Source organism: Brevundimonas sp. TWP2-3-4b1 (assembly GCF_049897665.1).
Lineage (GTDB): Bacteria > Pseudomonadota > Alphaproteobacteria > Caulobacterales > Caulobacteraceae > Brevundimonas > Brevundimonas subvibrioides_B.
Map to the genome: position 1 here is coordinate 1 of NZ_JAFCWQ010000037.1, position 14,732 is coordinate 14,732.

General features: G+C 61.8%; 14 protein-coding genes and 2 pseudogenes. 12 read left to right on the plus strand and 4 right to left on the minus strand.

The features are described 5' to 3' along the window. Window positions 1–131: 131 nt before the first annotated feature. Window positions 132–304 (minus strand): annotated as a pseudogene (locus ACP7A5_RS17095) (IS3 family transposase); the annotation flags it as partial. Between the two features lie 193 nt (window positions 305–497). After that, window positions 498–1,091 carry a hypothetical protein gene (locus tag ACP7A5_RS17100; RefSeq protein WP_426043033.1) on the minus strand — a complete coding sequence of 198 codons (594 nt, stop codon included), beginning with the start codon at window positions 1,089–1,091 and terminating at the stop codon, window positions 498–500. A 487-nt stretch (window positions 1,092–1,578) separates the two neighbouring features. Here ACP7A5_RS17100 and ACP7A5_RS17105 point away from each other — a divergent pair, with 487 nt between their 5' ends. Continuing rightward, the gene (locus ACP7A5_RS17105; RefSeq protein ID WP_426043034.1) at window positions 1,579–2,142 is read left to right on the plus strand and encodes a hypothetical protein; all 564 of its coding nucleotides are present in this window, start codon (window positions 1,579–1,581) and stop codon (window positions 2,140–2,142) included. Between the two features lie 386 nt (window positions 2,143–2,528). Here ACP7A5_RS17105 and ACP7A5_RS17110 read toward each other — a convergent pair. Further along, window positions 2,529–2,624: pseudogene (locus tag ACP7A5_RS17110) on the minus strand (hypothetical protein); the annotation flags it as partial. Between the two features lie 136 nt (window positions 2,625–2,760). Between ACP7A5_RS17110 and ACP7A5_RS17115 the strand changes: the two are divergent. Genes ACP7A5_RS17115 through ACP7A5_RS17125 form a run of 3 tightly spaced genes read left to right on the plus strand, consistent with a single transcriptional unit; the run spans window position 2,761 to window position 5,479 of the window. Beyond that, entirely contained in the window at window positions 2,761–4,827 is a 2,067-nt protein-coding gene (locus tag ACP7A5_RS17115; protein WP_426043035.1) for a PAS domain S-box protein, read from the plus strand. Further along, window positions 4,824–5,210 (plus strand): response regulator, encoded by a 387-nt coding sequence (locus ACP7A5_RS17120; RefSeq protein WP_426043036.1) that lies wholly within the window; start codon window positions 4,824–4,826, stop codon window positions 5,208–5,210. The genes ACP7A5_RS17115 and ACP7A5_RS17120 overlap by 4 nt, the downstream gene beginning before the upstream one ends. After that, window positions 5,207–5,479, plus strand: coding sequence for an Hpt domain-containing protein (locus ACP7A5_RS17125; RefSeq protein WP_426043037.1), 273 nt, complete (start codon window positions 5,207–5,209; stop codon window positions 5,477–5,479). Before ACP7A5_RS17120 ends, ACP7A5_RS17125 begins: the two co-directional genes overlap by 4 nt. Here the strand turns inward: ACP7A5_RS17125 and ACP7A5_RS17130 are convergent. Continuing rightward, a complete protein-coding gene (locus ACP7A5_RS17130) occupies window positions 5,476–6,114 on the minus strand; it encodes a DNA-binding response regulator (RefSeq protein WP_426043038.1) in 639 nt (212 codons plus the stop codon). The two genes, ACP7A5_RS17125 and ACP7A5_RS17130, sit on opposite strands and share 4 nt — an antisense overlap. Before the next feature lie 189 nt (window positions 6,115–6,303). Here ACP7A5_RS17130 and ACP7A5_RS17135 point away from each other — a divergent pair, with 189 nt between their 5' ends. From ACP7A5_RS17135 to ACP7A5_RS17170, 8 genes are all read left to right on the plus strand, one after another. After that, window positions 6,304–6,837, plus strand: coding sequence for a DUF4402 domain-containing protein (locus tag ACP7A5_RS17135; RefSeq protein WP_426043039.1), 534 nt, complete (start codon window positions 6,304–6,306; stop codon window positions 6,835–6,837). A 93-nt stretch (window positions 6,838–6,930) separates the two neighbouring features. Beyond that, window positions 6,931–7,776 carry a fimbrial biogenesis chaperone gene (locus ACP7A5_RS17140; RefSeq protein WP_426043040.1) on the plus strand — a complete coding sequence of 282 codons (846 nt, stop codon included), beginning with the start codon at window positions 6,931–6,933 and terminating at the stop codon, window positions 7,774–7,776. A gap of 14 nt (window positions 7,777–7,790) precedes the next feature. Further along, window positions 7,791–10,481: a carboxypeptidase-like regulatory domain-containing protein gene (locus tag ACP7A5_RS17145; RefSeq protein WP_426043041.1), complete on the plus strand. Its 2,691-nt coding sequence runs from the start codon at window positions 7,791–7,793 to the stop codon at window positions 10,479–10,481. After that, entirely contained in the window at window positions 10,478–10,999 is a 522-nt protein-coding gene (locus ACP7A5_RS17150; RefSeq protein ID WP_426043042.1) for a hypothetical protein, read from the plus strand. The genes ACP7A5_RS17145 and ACP7A5_RS17150 overlap by 4 nt, the downstream gene beginning before the upstream one ends. Before the next feature lie 8 nt (window positions 11,000–11,007). Then, on the plus strand, window positions 11,008–11,457 hold the full coding sequence (locus tag ACP7A5_RS17155) for a hypothetical protein (RefSeq protein WP_426043043.1): 450 nt from the start codon (window positions 11,008–11,010) through the stop codon (window positions 11,455–11,457). Window positions 11,458–11,697: 240 nt separating this feature from the next. Continuing rightward, window positions 11,698–11,946, plus strand: coding sequence for a hypothetical protein (locus ACP7A5_RS17160; RefSeq protein ID WP_426043044.1), 249 nt, complete (start codon window positions 11,698–11,700; stop codon window positions 11,944–11,946). A 65-nt stretch (window positions 11,947–12,011) separates the two neighbouring features. Beyond that, window positions 12,012–12,203 carry a hypothetical protein gene (locus ACP7A5_RS17165; RefSeq protein ID WP_426043045.1) on the plus strand — a complete coding sequence of 64 codons (192 nt, stop codon included), beginning with the start codon at window positions 12,012–12,014 and terminating at the stop codon, window positions 12,201–12,203. A gap of 193 nt (window positions 12,204–12,396) precedes the next feature. Continuing rightward, a complete protein-coding gene (locus ACP7A5_RS17170) occupies window positions 12,397–14,568 on the plus strand; it encodes an ATP-binding protein (RefSeq protein ID WP_426043046.1) in 2,172 nt (723 codons plus the stop codon). The last annotated feature ends 164 nt before the right edge of the window (window positions 14,569–14,732 follow it).

A 14,732-nucleotide genomic window follows, 5' to 3' on the forward strand; every position in this document is an offset into this window, starting at 1 on the left:
GGCAGTTCATCCGGGCTGACCCGATTGTTGGCCACGAAGTTAGCAACGATGCCCGTGGTCATGGCCAGAAGCGCGGAATGATCGGTGTCAGCCATGCGGGCCTCCGGTTGGAAAGAATAACCTTGATACCCCTGAAATCGTCCTAGCGACAAACGCTCAACGCCTAGCACCCGGCACGCCCGTCGCTCGCTCATCGCGTAGGTCGACTGCAAGTGCGCCGCCGCTGCCCGATAGCCGGCGGGCGTCACCAATTTTTTCCCAGCAGATCCTTCAGCGCGACGTTGTCCAACATCGCGTCCGCCAACGCTTAAAGCCTTCGAGGATATGCTTGATGCTGTTGTGTGCGCTTGCCCGAGGCACCCCTGCCAACAACCGCTCCGGCTGACAACATCGGCCTGCCGCATCTTGGATCAGGCAATAGAATGCCCCCATTGCAAAGCGACGGGGGCATGCAGGCTGGTGGATACTATCCGGAAGTGGCCGGGTCGCGGGTATACTCAGGACGCCACGCGCGCCTTGAGGATGGTCAGGCAGGCGGACTTCTTTTCTGACAATGCCGGGTCGGTGACGGATTCCACCGCAGGAGTCAGCGCGTCGTAGTAGGCGGCGTACCATTCCGGGGTTTGCTCAATCCCTGCAGCGGCGCAGACCGCTTCCGTGCTGAGCATCGGGTCCCGTTCATCGAGAAGTACAAGAACCGCCGAAGGCTCCACGACCATAGCGGCCTTCAGGGCGTCCTGGATCTCGTAGCTGGTCGCATTCTCCGTCCCAGGAATCAGCGCAGGCACGAGTGCCAGCCATTCGGCAGCTCCAGAGGCGACGCCGGCCATGACTGTTGTCCACCGTGTCTTTTCGCCGTCGCCATAAAGGGCCGCCACGGTGGGCTGAGCGCCCTGCGCAGCGACCATGGCGGTCACTTCGGCTGGGGTGATCGGCTGTCCGCCCGAAAATAGTACGGTCGCAGCGGCTGTATAGGCCGCCATCGCTTCGGAGGGGGACGTCTGAGCGGGCGCTTCGACTGCCTTGGTTTCCGGCTGAGAGCAGGCCGCCAGGGTGGCCAAGGTGGCAACGATGAGGAATGCGCGGCTCATGCTTGTCGTTCTCCAGTGATCTTGAAAAGCAAAGCTTGCGTTAGCATGGCCTCACCCCCTCCACCAAGGCGACGGCCGCTGCGCGGTTAGATAAACCGACTTATCCCAACGCACGCGGATCGTCTTCCGGAACCGCGGCTGGGTTGAGTGGGGCGTCGGTGTTGATGCTGACCCTGTGTTTCCCGTGGCCGAGGCCCTGCAACCGCCGCGAAGCCGACCCACCTCAGAACCGCCGGAGCTTTAGTGGCCGACCCACGTCGTCTTCAACGACCGAAACGGGTCGGGAACGTCTATCCAGATCGTCCCCGGAAGCGGACATTCGTAACTACGCCCGAGGGTCGTTAGTGGCCCTCCATCACGTCACCTGATTCATGGATCGCGATCAGGTAGAAGCCATATGGGAGTCGGCCAACGCTGACAGTGGTTTACACGGCTTCGTGACCGGTTAGGCTGCCTTCACCGCTCAGCCGCGGGGGAGGGAACTATCGTGAGATTGCATCTGCTAGTGGCCGCCGCGGTGTCCGCGCTTGGCCTCGTCGCCTGCCAGCCCGCTGAAACGCCTGTCGCGGACAACGCCGAAGAGAACGTTGTGCTGGATGAGGCATCGGCGCTCGATACGCCCATCGTACTGGCCACAGAGGGCTTGTCCGCCGGAACCGGCAAACTCATCGCCCTCGGAGCCCCCTACGACGAGGCGGTCACCTTGGTCACAGGCGCCCTGGGCGGGGCGACCCCCGTGGAGAATACGAACAATGAGTGCCCGAATGGTGCCATGAGATACGCCCGATGGGATGCCGGCCTGACCCTGTTGTTCCAAAACGAAGCACTGGTCGGCTGGGAAAGCACAGGTCCCGGCCTGACCACCGGAACCGGCGTCCACGCCGGATCGACGGTCCAAGAACTCCGCGCTGCTTATCCAACGGTCGAAATTCAGGAGACCACGACACCGAGCCACGTCTTCCTGACCGAAGACGGCCTCTACGGCCCGCTAAACGGGGCCAAGACCGCTGTGGTCTCAATACGCTCGGGCACGAACTGCGACGCCAGCTGATCCCACCGGATGGGCTGGTTGGGGTGGAAAGCTACAACCACCGCTCAGAACGGCAGGCCCGTTGGGTATCTGAGATGGTCGAGGGCCGACTGCGGCACCACGCCGATACGCCACCTGGAAGCCCCGCCTTCGATCGCGTTTGCAGGTATAGCGCAGGTCGGATTTATGGACGCGCCCACCGGAAGGCGCCGCAGCTCAGGAGCGTTGGAAACACCCCCTTAGTCCAGACTGGGAAGGGGGTGGGTCGGCCGACTTTCGAAGCCGCGGCTAGCCCTTCAAACCCATGCCAGCACTGGGTTTAGCCGGTCGGCTTGACTAGATTTCGTAATGCGGGGGTCAGGTGTTCGAGTCACCTAAGCGGCACCACCACTCCAGAGCCACTCTAATCAGGTAGTCGGCGGGCGAGCGGCGTAAGTGCCGCAACTCTGGGACGCCGCGTGGGTCCGGGCTGGGTGGCCTTCAGCAAGGCATGGGCTCAGTGATGGAGCCTGCCAAGCCGATTATCCGGACAGCCCCTGTCGTGTTGGCTATGCAATATCTCGAGGTTTCTAGCGTTTGCTGGATCCACGATACCAAAGTCGCTTAACACCATCAGGCGATGATTGAGAGGCGTGCCGAATGATCGATAAAGCGAAGGAGCCAGTCGGACCGACCCTGGTGGAGAATTCTCGACAGTCTAACGCTGATAGGCCTGATGAGGAAATTGAACGACTACGGGCTCTTTACGCCCTGAAAATACTGGATACGCCGCCTGAGCCGCGGTTCGATCGAATTACGCGTCTCGCGGCAAGGCTTTTTCATGCCCCGGTTGCGCTCATCAGCCTGGTCGACAGTCAAAGGCAATGGTTCAAGGCGAAGCACGGATTTGAGCCGGCTGAAGGTGCCAGACGCGATGCCTTCTGTAACCACGCCTTGATGCTGCCGGCCGGCAGCGTCATGGTAATCGAAGATGCCACGAAAGATCCTCGGTTCGCCCGGAATCCTTACGTGATCGGTGCCGAAAACATCTCCTTCTATGCGGGCGCGTTGCTGACAACTGCAGCCGGTCACAAACTCGGTACTATGTGTATACTCGACACCAAGCCGCGGCGGTTTCTCGATGAAGAACGTGCACTTTTACAAGAACTCGGTGAATTAGTCACCGAACAAATTGAACTAACGACTGAGAGATTTGCCGCAGACGAACAAAAGCGGTTGCTGGAGTTGGCAGAAACGGTTTCCCATACGGGCCATTGGCGTTGGACTGCTGACAACGAGATGTCTTGTTCTACAGAGGCTTGCCGCATATTTGGACTGGACCCCCACAAACCAGAAGCGTCCATTTCCTTACGTGACATCCCGGGGGCGTGGGACTCCGATCAAAAGGCTCGACTGGATGAGTTTGTGGCGGAAGTTATCGCTCAGGGGTCGAGTGACGAGTTCCATACCGTAATCTCGAGACCGGACGGAACCGTTCGTCAGATCGAGGTCACTGCGAGACGCCAACTAGACTCCGATGGAAAGGTCGAGGTCATATTCGGCGTGGTCCAGGACATTACGGACCGGCACCGGGAACTCGAAAGAATCAATCGCAGTGAAGAGCAATTCCGCTTTCTCGCCGATAACATGGGTGATGTCATCACCAGGCTGAAGCTCGACGGCTCTAGCACTTATATATCCCCCGGGATCGAGGGCTTGCTCGGCTATACTGCTGAAGAGATGGAGGGCAATCCAGCACAGGCCTTTATTCACGCCCACGATCGTGCGGACCTGCTAGCTACATTTGGGCTGATAGCGTCCGGGCAGCAGCGCGCGACGCTACAGACCCGTGCGTTGCACAAGGACGGCCGCGAAATCTGGGTCGAGTCGACCTTTCAAGCAGTGCTGGATGGGCAGGGGCGATCCCGAGAGATTATCGCGGTAATCCGCGACATGTCCGAACGTCGTGCTTTGGAAAAGAGTCTTACAGAAGCTCGAGATCGAGCGGAGGCAGCGGCGGATGCCAAATCACGCTTCCTGGCAAATATCAGCCATGAGGTTCGGACTCCCCTCACAAGCATCATTGGCTTTTCCAAGTTACTCCAGGCGCGTAAATCGCTCGGCGATGTTGAAATGCAGTGCGTCAATCGCATTTCGGTTTCTGGCCAGGCCCTGCTGACAATCATTAATGACGTACTGGATTATTCGAAGATTGAAGCGGGGGCGCTTCATTTAACTCACGAGCCGTTCGATTTACGTTTGGTTTTGCAGGAAACTGCCGAGATCGTAATGGGTCAGATTGAGAGCAAAGGGCTTTCCTACTCCGCCAGCGTGGACAAGTCGGTCCCGCAATTGATCTTGGGCGACGCCGCGCGATTGAGGCAGGTGTTGCTGAACCTGTTGAGCAACGCAGCCAAGTTTACCGAACAGGGTGGCGTTTCTGTGGGGGTTCAGATGCGGAGCGCAGCTGCTGACCAACCGACGGCGCTGGTCACCGTGAGTGATACCGGAATAGGTATCGATCCCGAGACCGTCGCCAAGCTATTCGAGCGATTTGTGCAGGCTGACGACTCGGCTGCTCGGCGTTACGGCGGCACCGGCCTCGGCCTCGCCATATCACGTCAGCTCCTCGAAATGATGGGTGGCCGACTGGGCGTGGATAGCGCTTTGGGAGAGGGCTCTACTTTTTGGTTTGAACTTCCCATTCTACCGGCTGAAGCAAAATGAGCGCATTATATATCCTTCACGTCGAGGATGACGAGAACATCCGGGCGCTGACCGAACTGACCTTCTCGCTCGCCGCTGACGGAACTGTCCGCACGGCGGCGTCCGGCGAGGAGGCCCTCGCGGCGCTTGAGAGCGGATACAAACCTGATGTCATCCTGCTTGATGTGATGATGCCGGGCCTCGATGGCCCGAAAGTGCTGGCACTCATCCGAGAGATGCCATTGCACTCAAGCACGCCGGTCATTTTTATGACTGCCCGGGCCCATGCACATCAGCGCGACCGTCTGCTTTCCCTGGGCGCTATCGGGGTGATCACCAAGCCATTCGATCCAACCACGCTGGCTGACGAGATCAGGGCTTATCTAGCCGGTATCCGTCCTTGAGCGACGCCATGGCGGCGCTTCAGCGACGGTTCCGTAGCCGGGCAGCAGCCGACCTGAACCGTATTGAGCGGTTGCGGGTCACCGAGCACACATCAACTGACCTCCAGCGGCTCGTCCACGATCTTGCCGGGGCGGCGTGTATGTTTGGCTATCCGGAGCTTGGTCAGGCAGCACTGGCCATTGACGATTGTTATGCGCGGGGAGAAGCCCCTGAAAGCGGCCTGTTCGATAGACTGGTCCCGCTCCTTAGAGAGGCCGCCTTCGACTAATTCAGGTTCGTGTTGCTTAAAAATGGGCGGACAGCCAGAAGCGCCTGGCTTCGATTGTTCACGCCCAGTTTTCGGAATATTGCCGACACGTGTTGCTTAACCGTTCCTTCAGTTATATTCAGTTCCGCACCAATTTGCTTGTTTAATCTTCCGTCCGCCATGGCGACGAGAATGCGGAGTTGGGCCGCGGACAGAGTTGCCATCTTACCACTGATGCCAGGCTGGGCCGTTTCAGTCTCGGATGGCTCGGCGAAAGGCGCTTCCCCCCTCAAGATATCGCCCACAGAATTGACCAGGCTGCTCACCGGTTGCGACTTGCTGAGGTATGCCGCTACGCCGAACGTGCGCGCCATCGCGATGGTGTGCGCGTCTGCGCGCGCCGAAACAATAGCGATCGGCGTGTTCGGCAGCAGCTGCTGAAGGCGAAGCAGGGCGCTGAACCCCTTCGCGTCCGGTAACATCAGGTCGAGCATCACGAGCTTGATCCTCGCCGCGTTCGCCCGCGCATAAGCTTCTGCAGCCGTCGCAGAAGTGACGCGCCCGACTTCGAGATGCGGATAGGCCAGACCGATCGATAGCTGGAAACCTTCTCCAACCAAAGGATGGTCATCCACAATCATGACAATCCCGCGCATGGAGTATCCCAGTAGCTATCCGCGCAAGTGGTCTGCCAACCCGTATGAGCTTCTTCAGCCTAATTCAAAGTGAACCTATAACTTTAGTCCGGTTTGAGCCGATTTGGTCCTCCCCGCGGTGGACAGTGTGGAGGGCGCGGCAGACTGAGCGCCAGTCCCAATCGTGATCGCCATTCCAAGGAAACCATCATGTCCAAGCTCGTTGCCGCTGCCGCCTTCGCCGTCCTGTCCTCCGCAGCGATCGCTGCCCCCGCAATGGCCCAGTCGACGGCCTCGACCACAGGCACGGGATCGATCACCGTCATTCGCCCCCTGACGATCACGAAGAATGCCGACCTTAAGTTCGGCACCGTCGTCCGCCCTTCGACCGCTGCCGGGTCGGTTGTCGTAAGCGCTGCTGGTGCCCGCACTGTCTCCGGCGGCGTTGTCGCCTTGGCATCGGGTGATACACCTCAAGCCGCGCAATTTACCGTCGACGGCGAAGGCGGCCAGTCGATCTCGGTCACCATTCCGGCAACCTTCACAATGGCGAATGGTGTCGACAGCCTGACTGTGACCACCACTAACAACCTGGCAGGCTCCGCAGGCGCGCAAACCCTGAGCAATGCCCTGGGTTCGGCAGGCACTCTGTCCTTCCGTGTCGGCGGCAGCGTCCCGGTCGCCTCGACCACCAACACGGGCGCCTACACCGGCACCTTCACCGTCTCGGCAGCCTACAACTGAGGCAGATCGGCCGCCCCCGAGCGGTCTTTTCGTTAACGTCGCTGGAAGCGATGAGCGTTAAGCCTCGCTTCCAGCACAGTGTTGAGGGACCAGATGTTCAGAGCCGCAGTCGCCGCCACCCTCGCCATACTGACCATTGCGCTCGCCGGTCCGACGGCCGCACAGGTCGGTGCCGACCTGAACATTTCACCGCGCCGCGTGACGTTTGACGCAAACGAGCGCTCGGCCTCAGTCTATGTCTTCAATCAGGGCGACGCCCCGGCGACCTATACGGTCGAACTGGTCGATCGCGTGATGCGCCCCGACGGTCAGATCGTTGCTGCGGCAGACTCTCCGGATGTTGGCGCTCCCCGATCCGCAGCCGCATTTATCCAGCACACGCCGCGCCGCGTCACCCTGCAACCGCGTGAGAGCCAGGTGATCCGCCTGCGTTTGCGACCACCCGCCTCGGGCGAGTCCGCGGAGTACAGAACGCACCTGACCGTCACGGCCCTGCCGCCCGAGGACTCCGGCTTCACCGCCACGCAAGCCGCGAGCCCGGGCTCGGATGAGGTGTCCCTTCAAGTTATCGCTCTGTTCAGCGTCAGTATCCCACTGATCGTCCGGGAAGGTGAAGTCGATGTTCGCGCGGACATCAGCGCGCCCGTTCGCCTGCCTGCGGCCGAAAACGCCCCCAACGGTGCGCTCCAGCTTGACCTGGTTCGGCGCGGAGCGAACTCCGTGTACGGCGACATCGACGTCTATGCCGGACGAGGTGCACGCGAACGGCTGGTCGCCGTCGTCAGGGGCGTAGCCGTCTACCCCGAGATCGAGCGCCGTACCGTAATTGTGACCTTAGCCGAGCCGGTGGCCGCCGATGAGCCCATCCGGGTCGTCTACAAGGACGATGATACCCGGCCCGGCGCCACCCTCGCGACTGCGGCCGTCCCGGCCCAATGAATTGGAGACTCGCTGTGGTCGCCCTCGGTGTCGGACTGACCGGCTTGGGTTGCGCGGGCCATGTTCGAGCCCAACAGGTCGTCGCCGGCCTCGCTGAAGCCGCCACGCCGCAACCTTTTAGTCCCGACGATCTCCTGTTCATGGAGGTGGCGGCAGACGGCTATCAACTCGCCGAAACAATGAACGTCTACGGCTCGCGCAGCGGTGTGTTCGTCCCGCTCGGCGAGTTCGCCAGGGTGCTGGGCTTCGCCGTCGGTGTCTTCCCGAGCCAGGGGCGCGCCGAGGGTTGGGTGGGATCGCGGGACCGCGAACTTCGGGTGGATTTGCGGCAGGGCCGGGCTGTGGTCGATGGAAGAACCGTCGCGTTCGAGGCCAGTCAGGCGGCGATCTATGACGACGACCTCTATGTCAGGCTCGATCTGGTCGAACAGCTGCTGCCGATCCGTCTGCGGGCCGACATCAGCGCCCAGGTCTTGGCGGTGATGCCGACCGAGCCCCTGCCCTTCCAGCAGCGGCTGGCGCGCGACCGGCGCGCCGCTGGATTGCAAGCGGTAACCGGGCCGGAACAGGTGCTGATGGCTGTTACGCCCTATACAGCGTTCACACCGCCCGCCATCGACGTCAACCTCGGCGGCCAGGTCGCGCGGGACGGGTCCGACCAGACCCGCAGCTACGACCTGCGACTGGCGGGCGACCTTCTTTACGCTGGCTTTCAGGGCTTTATCGGTTCGGACCAAGACGGCGGCGTGCGCGATGTGCGCGTCCTGTTCGAACGCAAGGATCCCGGTGGCAGGGCGCTTGGCCCGTTGGGCGCGACCCGCGCGGGCGCAGGCGATGTCTTCACCCCGTCCATGCCGTTGGGGGCGGGCAGCGCTGGCGGACGCGGCGTCTACTACACCTCGGCTCCGCTTGAAGCGCTGGACCTGTCGACGCCGCTGGATCTCCGCGGCGAGTTACCGTTGGGCGAAGACGTCCAGCTGTACATCAACGAGGTTCTGCGCGCGACACAGGCCTCTGCCGCGCGTGGTCGCTACGAGTTTCTGGACGTGCCGTTGACGTTTGGTCTCAACACCATCCGACTGGTCTTCTATGGCCCGCAAGGACAGACCCGCGAGGAGGTCCGCCGGATCAATTTCGGCACGGGTCAGGTTGCGGCGGGCAGGTTTGTGTTCCGGCTCGGCGCTGTGGAGCAGGACGTGCCGGTGTTTGCCGTCGACGACAGGATCGCCGGGACCTCGACAGGCGAGGCCCGCCTGGCCGCAGCTTTCGACTACGGATTGAGTCCGTCGCTCACGCTCAGCGGGAGCCTTGCCCGCTATACGCCGCAGGATCGCAGCGCGCGGTCGGTCGGGGTGATCGGGCTGCGCGCTGCGCTCGGTCCCCTTGCGGCGCAACTCGACCTGGCGGCGGACAGCGAGGGCGGCACAGGCGGCACCCTCGGTCTCGCGGCCCGGCCTTTCGGCATCTCGCTTGTCGGCAGACACTCGGAATATGCTGGCGAATTCATCGACGAGACCCGGCAACTGGGGACGGGTGGAGCCGCCCTGACGCGTAGCACCGATCTGCGCGTCGACACCCAGCTGCCTTTGGGGCGTGGTTTCACACTGCCCCTGTCGGCCGATCTTCGCCGGCTGCAGCGCGATGATGACACGGATCTGTTCATGGCGGAGGTGCGGACCTCGGCACCGGTGGATCGCTATTATCTTTCAGGCGCGCTGGCCTATGAAAACGAGAAGGCTGGGGCGCTGCGATCACATCGCCTGGTCGGAGCGTTGGATGTCGCGACCCTGGTCGCGGCCCGCGCCCAGATCCGTGGAGGGGTGACCTACGAACTCCGGCCGGATCCGCGGCTGAGTACAGCCTATGCCAATCTCGACTATCAGATCAGCGAGCGTCGCGCTCTCAGACTGGGCGTCATCCGATCGCTGGGCGATCAGGGCAGCACGACAGTTCAGGCCTCGGGCCACTATCGCGGATCCCGCTTCGATGTCGCCGTGACGGCCGCCTATGAAACGGACCGCAGCGACTGGCAGATCGGCCTGCAATTCGGTTTCGGCCTGGCGTTCAATCCGTTCGAGCACGGCTACCGTATGGTCCAGCCGGGCGTGGCGGGCGGCGGTTCGGTCGCGCTCAACGCCTTCATCGACGCGAATGGCGACGGTCGGCGCCAACCCGATGAAGAGCCGGTTCCCAACGTCGTTCTCGAAACCCCTGCGGGTGCAGCCGTCACCGGCGTGGATGGGCAGGTGCTGGCCGCGGGTCTCGGCGACGCAGGCAGGGCACGCATCGGGATCAACCTCGAAGGCATCGACGATCCTTTCCTGGTCGGCGACGACATTATCGAAACCGTGCCTCGCCCGGGGCGGATCGCGGTCGTGGACTACCCGCTTCAGGTCACCAGCGAGATCGAGCTGAGCGCGCGCCTTCGCCGCGACGGCTCGGACCGGCCCTTGGCGGCTGTGGAACTGCGCCTTATCCCCCTGGCCGGGGGTGAAGTGGTCGCTGCGCGCACCGACCACGCTGGCGTCGCCTTTGTCGACGGCGTCCGCCCGGGTCGCTACAGAGTGACTTTGGAACCCGAACAGGCGCAGGACCTCGGCATGAGCCTGGAGGCCGCGCTCGAGTTGGTAGTGCCCCCAACGGGTGGCTTCGTAAGGGGCGGCGACGTTTTCATTCGCATCCGCTCACTGGAGACCGGCGCATGACACGTATTTTGCTCTTGTCCGGGCTGGCGGCGATCTTCCTGATCGCGACGCCGGCAGCCGCCCAGATCAGCATGTCGCGCTCACCCGCCACTTCGCCTGTGATCGGAACAGTGGTGCGGGGCAATGCGGCCACCACCTTTTCTGTCAGCACGGCCGGCGTGGTCACCCGCGTGTCCGGTGATGCGATCAGGCTGAGCTCCGCGTCGATCACCCAACCGACCGTCACCCTGACCTGCGGGACGAATTCCAACTGTCAGAATAGGGATGTCAGGGTCACAGTAACAGCGAGCGGCGCATCGGGCGCTGGCAGCATCACCCGGTTCCGGGTCGGTTCCCTGACAGGCGCGACCTATCGTACCGCCGCGCCGGCCGATGCCGCCAGCCTTGCCTTCGATCTCATGCCACTTGGCTCGCGGGGGTCGGCGACGTTCACCTTGGGAATGGATGTTCTTCTGGCAGCCGCCGCAAATAGCGGCGCAGACACATTTACGTTCACGGTTACGGCGACCTTCCTATGATACGTTCCTTGGTCCTCGCCGTAAGCCTGTGCGGCGTTGCGGCTCCCGCCTTCGCACAGATTGCCGAAATCCCGCCGAGCGCTAACGCGTCGCTGACGATCGAGCGGTCCCTGACGATCGCAGCCGTTCAGCCGATGAGCTTCAATCCGGTCTCTACGAGCACGGGCGTGGTCGTCACGACCCAATCGGGAACAGCCATCATCCGTGTCAGCGGAGATCCCGGCCGGGTTTATCGGGTGAATTTGCCGGCCGAGATCGTCGCGAGCCCGGGAGACCGGCCAGTCGATGTGTTAACCGTCATCAGCGACAACTCCGGCGACATCACCAGCAACCTGACGGCCCGAATGAACGCCGAAGGCTCCGACAGGCTGCAGATCACCGGTCTGTTAAGCCAGCCGTCAGGTATCGCCCTCACCAACGTCAGCGCCGCCGTACCGATCGGCGTCGATTACGAATAGCGCGCTTTAAGCAGACGGGCCAAAATCCCGAGCTATGCGAGGAGCTTAAACTGATCTTCCCTCGCCTCGCGCGCTGGCTTCGGTCGGTTCGCGGGGCGGGGTCTTTTTTTTTGGCCATGACACGACGGTCGGCTGCATCAGGTCCGCCGAGTCGATGGTCGGCCTCACGCACTCACAATCCGTAGGCCGGTTCGCCCGAGGCCATGCCTATAAGGCGGCCCATCACTGTGGAGCCGGACCATGGCTGTCGAGACCGTCTACATCGTCCAGGCCTACGTCCAGGGTCGCGGCAAGGGGCTGAAGGCAGAGCAGCAGCAGGGGTACAAGACGGCCGAGGAGGCGCGGCGTAAGGCTGAGCGTCTGGCACCGCTACGGCTGGGCGTCGTCGCGTTCGCTGCGTCGGCGGACACGGAAATGGGTGATTACGACGAGAGCCCGACGATCCTGTTCAAGTGCGGTCAACTGCCGCCACCTTGGAACGAGGAATAGGCTGGCGCTCGACCGTTGTGGTAGCCCTCTGATCCGCTCCGCCAACCCGTCGACGAGACCTCTTGATGATGACCGACCCCGAACGCGTCGAGGCCCTGCTCGATATGGTCGACCCCGCCCGTGCGGCGGCACCAAGCCGGGGGCCAGAGCTGGCGGTGTTGGGGCTGGCCGTCGCCAAGCCGAGGGGCGGCTATCAACCGACGAACGCCGGCCGGGTGTTGATCGGCAATCGTGGCAGGGCTTTCCAGCCGACGTAGGTACCCATGGCTTGCCTGCGCGAGCCGAAGCGACCGCCCAAAAGCGGACGTCCCGGACGTCTCAAACGGGTGGTGAGCAGACATTGGTGCTGATCACCACCACTCCCTCGGGACGATTTGATGTCTCCGTTAACCAGAAATGAGCAGCCCGAGTGCTTCCATCATCTCGATGAACGACGGTCGGAGAACTATTTTGGATTCTGGGTCAGAAAAACCAACCGCCGACTCGCCCCTGTCCGCGGAGTGGTCTTCGCTGGACGTCCGTGGTCTGGATCTGTCTCTGTCGGGATCACTCGAGGCGATGGTGAGGCTTGCCGAGCAAACTCACCCTGGCTGCGTGGCCAGCATCATGCTCGTGGACTCGGCCGGTGAGCATCTTCTTCTGGGGGCGGCTCCAAGTCTGCCGGAAATCTACAACCAGACGATCAGCGGGTCCGCCGTCGGCCCGGACGCCAACCCATGCGGCACGGCGGCCTTCGGCAACTACCTGGTCGTTGTCGAGGATATTCAGTCTGACCCGCTGTGGGCCAGGTTCAAATCCTTCGCAGCAGTGTTGGGTCTGCGTGCATGTTGGTCGCAACCCATCCGGGGCCAAGCTGGGCAAGTCCTGGGGGTAATCGCGTTTTATCACCGTGATGCTCGCTTGCCGACAGGCGAGCAGATTCGATCCATTCAGGACTTCTCGGTTCTGGCGGCAACCGTCATCGAAAAGCACGCCGAAAAAGCAGCGAAGGTCGAGGTTGAGCGACGCCTGTCCAAAACGTCTTTGCGCCTGAGCGAGCTGGAGGATCACGCCGAAGAGCACCAGCGTTCGGTCGCGAGGAGAGAGGAGTTCTATGGGGCAATCATGGAAATGATGCCGGCCCTGCTAGTCGTGAAGGAGGCCCGCACCGGCAAGTTTGTCCTCATCAATCGAGCGGCTGAGGTCGCCACGGGCCTGTCGTCGGCCGAGGCCCTAGGCAAGACAGTTCATGACCTGTTTCCCGCCGAAGAGGCGAAACGATCGTGGGACGAGGATCGGGAGGTCATTCTCAGCAAAGAGGTAAAGGTCGATCAGGGCGCGCTGGTCACAACCAGGGATCGGGGCGAGCGCTATTGGACGACGAGGAAGACCGCGACCTTTGAGAACGGTGAACCGGCCTATATCGTCACCGTAAGCGAGGACGTAACCGAGCAGCACCAGCTGAATCTTGCACTCGAGGCCGCCTTGTGCGCCGCCGAGGCCGCCGGGCGTGCAAAATCGGCGTTCCTGGCGAACATGAGCCACGAGCTTCGAACGCCCCTCAATGGGATTGTGGCGGCCTCGGACATTCTGACCCGAAAATGCAATCGCCGTGACCAGCTTGAACTGCTGGACATCATTCGCTCATCCGGCGAAACGCTGACGGCCTTGCTGGCCGATTTGTTGGACACAGCCAAGATCGAAGCCGGCGAACTCAAGATCAACAAGGAGATATTTGATCTACGACAACTAGCTGAATTCAATCACGAAAAATTCAAACTGCAGAACATAAATGCGGGCGTAAGCTATGAACTCGCGATCGAAGAAAGCGTTGGCAGATTTTATTACGGAGATCCGCTGAGGCTCCGTCAGGTCTTGGGTAATTTTCTCAGCAACTCCGCCAAGTTCACATCAGCGGGAAAAATTGTCCTTTCGATTGGAAAATCCGAAAGCGGGCTGATGCGGTTCTCCGTATCGGACACGGGGATTGGCTTTCCGCCGGAATTCCGGGACCGGCTGTTCAGCAGGTTTCAACAGGCGGATGAGACGATCACCCGCAAGTTCGGTGGAACCGGACTTGGCCTGTCCATCTGTCGGAGTCTGGCGGAAGCCATGGATGGCACTCTGGATTGCGAGAGCGAACCAGGACGGGGGTCGACCTTCTGGTTCGAGCTTCCGCTGGAGTCCGTCAGTGCTCCGGAACAGGCAGGCTCGATAGCTACGACCGTCGAATCCCCGGATCGCCCACTGCGGGTGCTCATCGCCGATGACCACCCCACAAACCGCAAAGTGGCCGAGTTGATGTTGTCCGGCGTGGCCGTCGTCGTGAGTGTGGTCGATGGACAAGAGGCCGTGGACGCCGCCTGCGCTTCGGATTTCGATATCATTCTAATGGACATGCAGATGCCGGTCATGGACGGCCTCACCGCCGTGCAGAAGATCCGAGCGTCTTCATCAAACTGCCGGGACGTTCCGATCGTAATGATGACAGCAAATGCGATGCGGGAACATGTCGAGGCCAGCCGGACTGCGGGCGCTGACGTTCACCTTGCCAAGCCGATCACCGCCGAGACCCTGTTTGCTGCGATGGACGAGGCCATGGAGAGGGTTGTCCCCGATCAGCAGAACGCGAATCACGGTTGAAAGCCGGTCCCAATATGGCTGGAGGCGGAATCGAGAAGAGTGGGGTGTGGATCGGCGTGGAAAAGGGACCCCGTTAGCGGGGTGATCGGCGTCGAATAAGGACCCCTCATTCCTGATGTCTAACGATGGCTGCTTGGCGGATGTCAGGCGGCGAGTTCGGGATG

Excerpts from the sequence above, each read along its gene's own strand:
- ACP7A5_RS17100 (WP_426043033.1), bottom strand. The coding sequence starts at position 1,091 with ATGAGCCGCGCATTCCTCATCGTTGCCACCTTGGCCACCCTGGCGGCC.
- ACP7A5_RS17115 (WP_426043035.1), top strand. The coding sequence starts at position 2,761 with ATGATCGATAAAGCGAAGGAGCCAGTCGGACCGACCCTGGTGGAGAAT.
- ACP7A5_RS17120 (WP_426043036.1), top strand. The coding sequence starts at position 4,824 with ATGAGCGCATTATATATCCTTCACGTCGAGGATGACGAGAACATCCGG.
- ACP7A5_RS17130 (WP_426043038.1), bottom strand. The coding sequence starts at position 6,114 with ATGCGCGGGATTGTCATGATTGTGGATGACCATCCTTTGGTTGGAGAA.
- ACP7A5_RS17135 (WP_426043039.1), top strand. The coding sequence starts at position 6,304 with ATGTCCAAGCTCGTTGCCGCTGCCGCCTTCGCCGTCCTGTCCTCCGCA.
- ACP7A5_RS17140 (WP_426043040.1), top strand. The coding sequence starts at position 6,931 with ATGTTCAGAGCCGCAGTCGCCGCCACCCTCGCCATACTGACCATTGCG.
- ACP7A5_RS17150 (WP_426043042.1), top strand. The coding sequence starts at position 10,478 with ATGACACGTATTTTGCTCTTGTCCGGGCTGGCGGCGATCTTCCTGATC.
- ACP7A5_RS17160 (WP_426043044.1), top strand. The coding sequence starts at position 11,698 with ATGGCTGTCGAGACCGTCTACATCGTCCAGGCCTACGTCCAGGGTCGC.
- ACP7A5_RS17165 (WP_426043045.1), top strand. The coding sequence starts at position 12,012 with ATGATGACCGACCCCGAACGCGTCGAGGCCCTGCTCGATATGGTCGAC.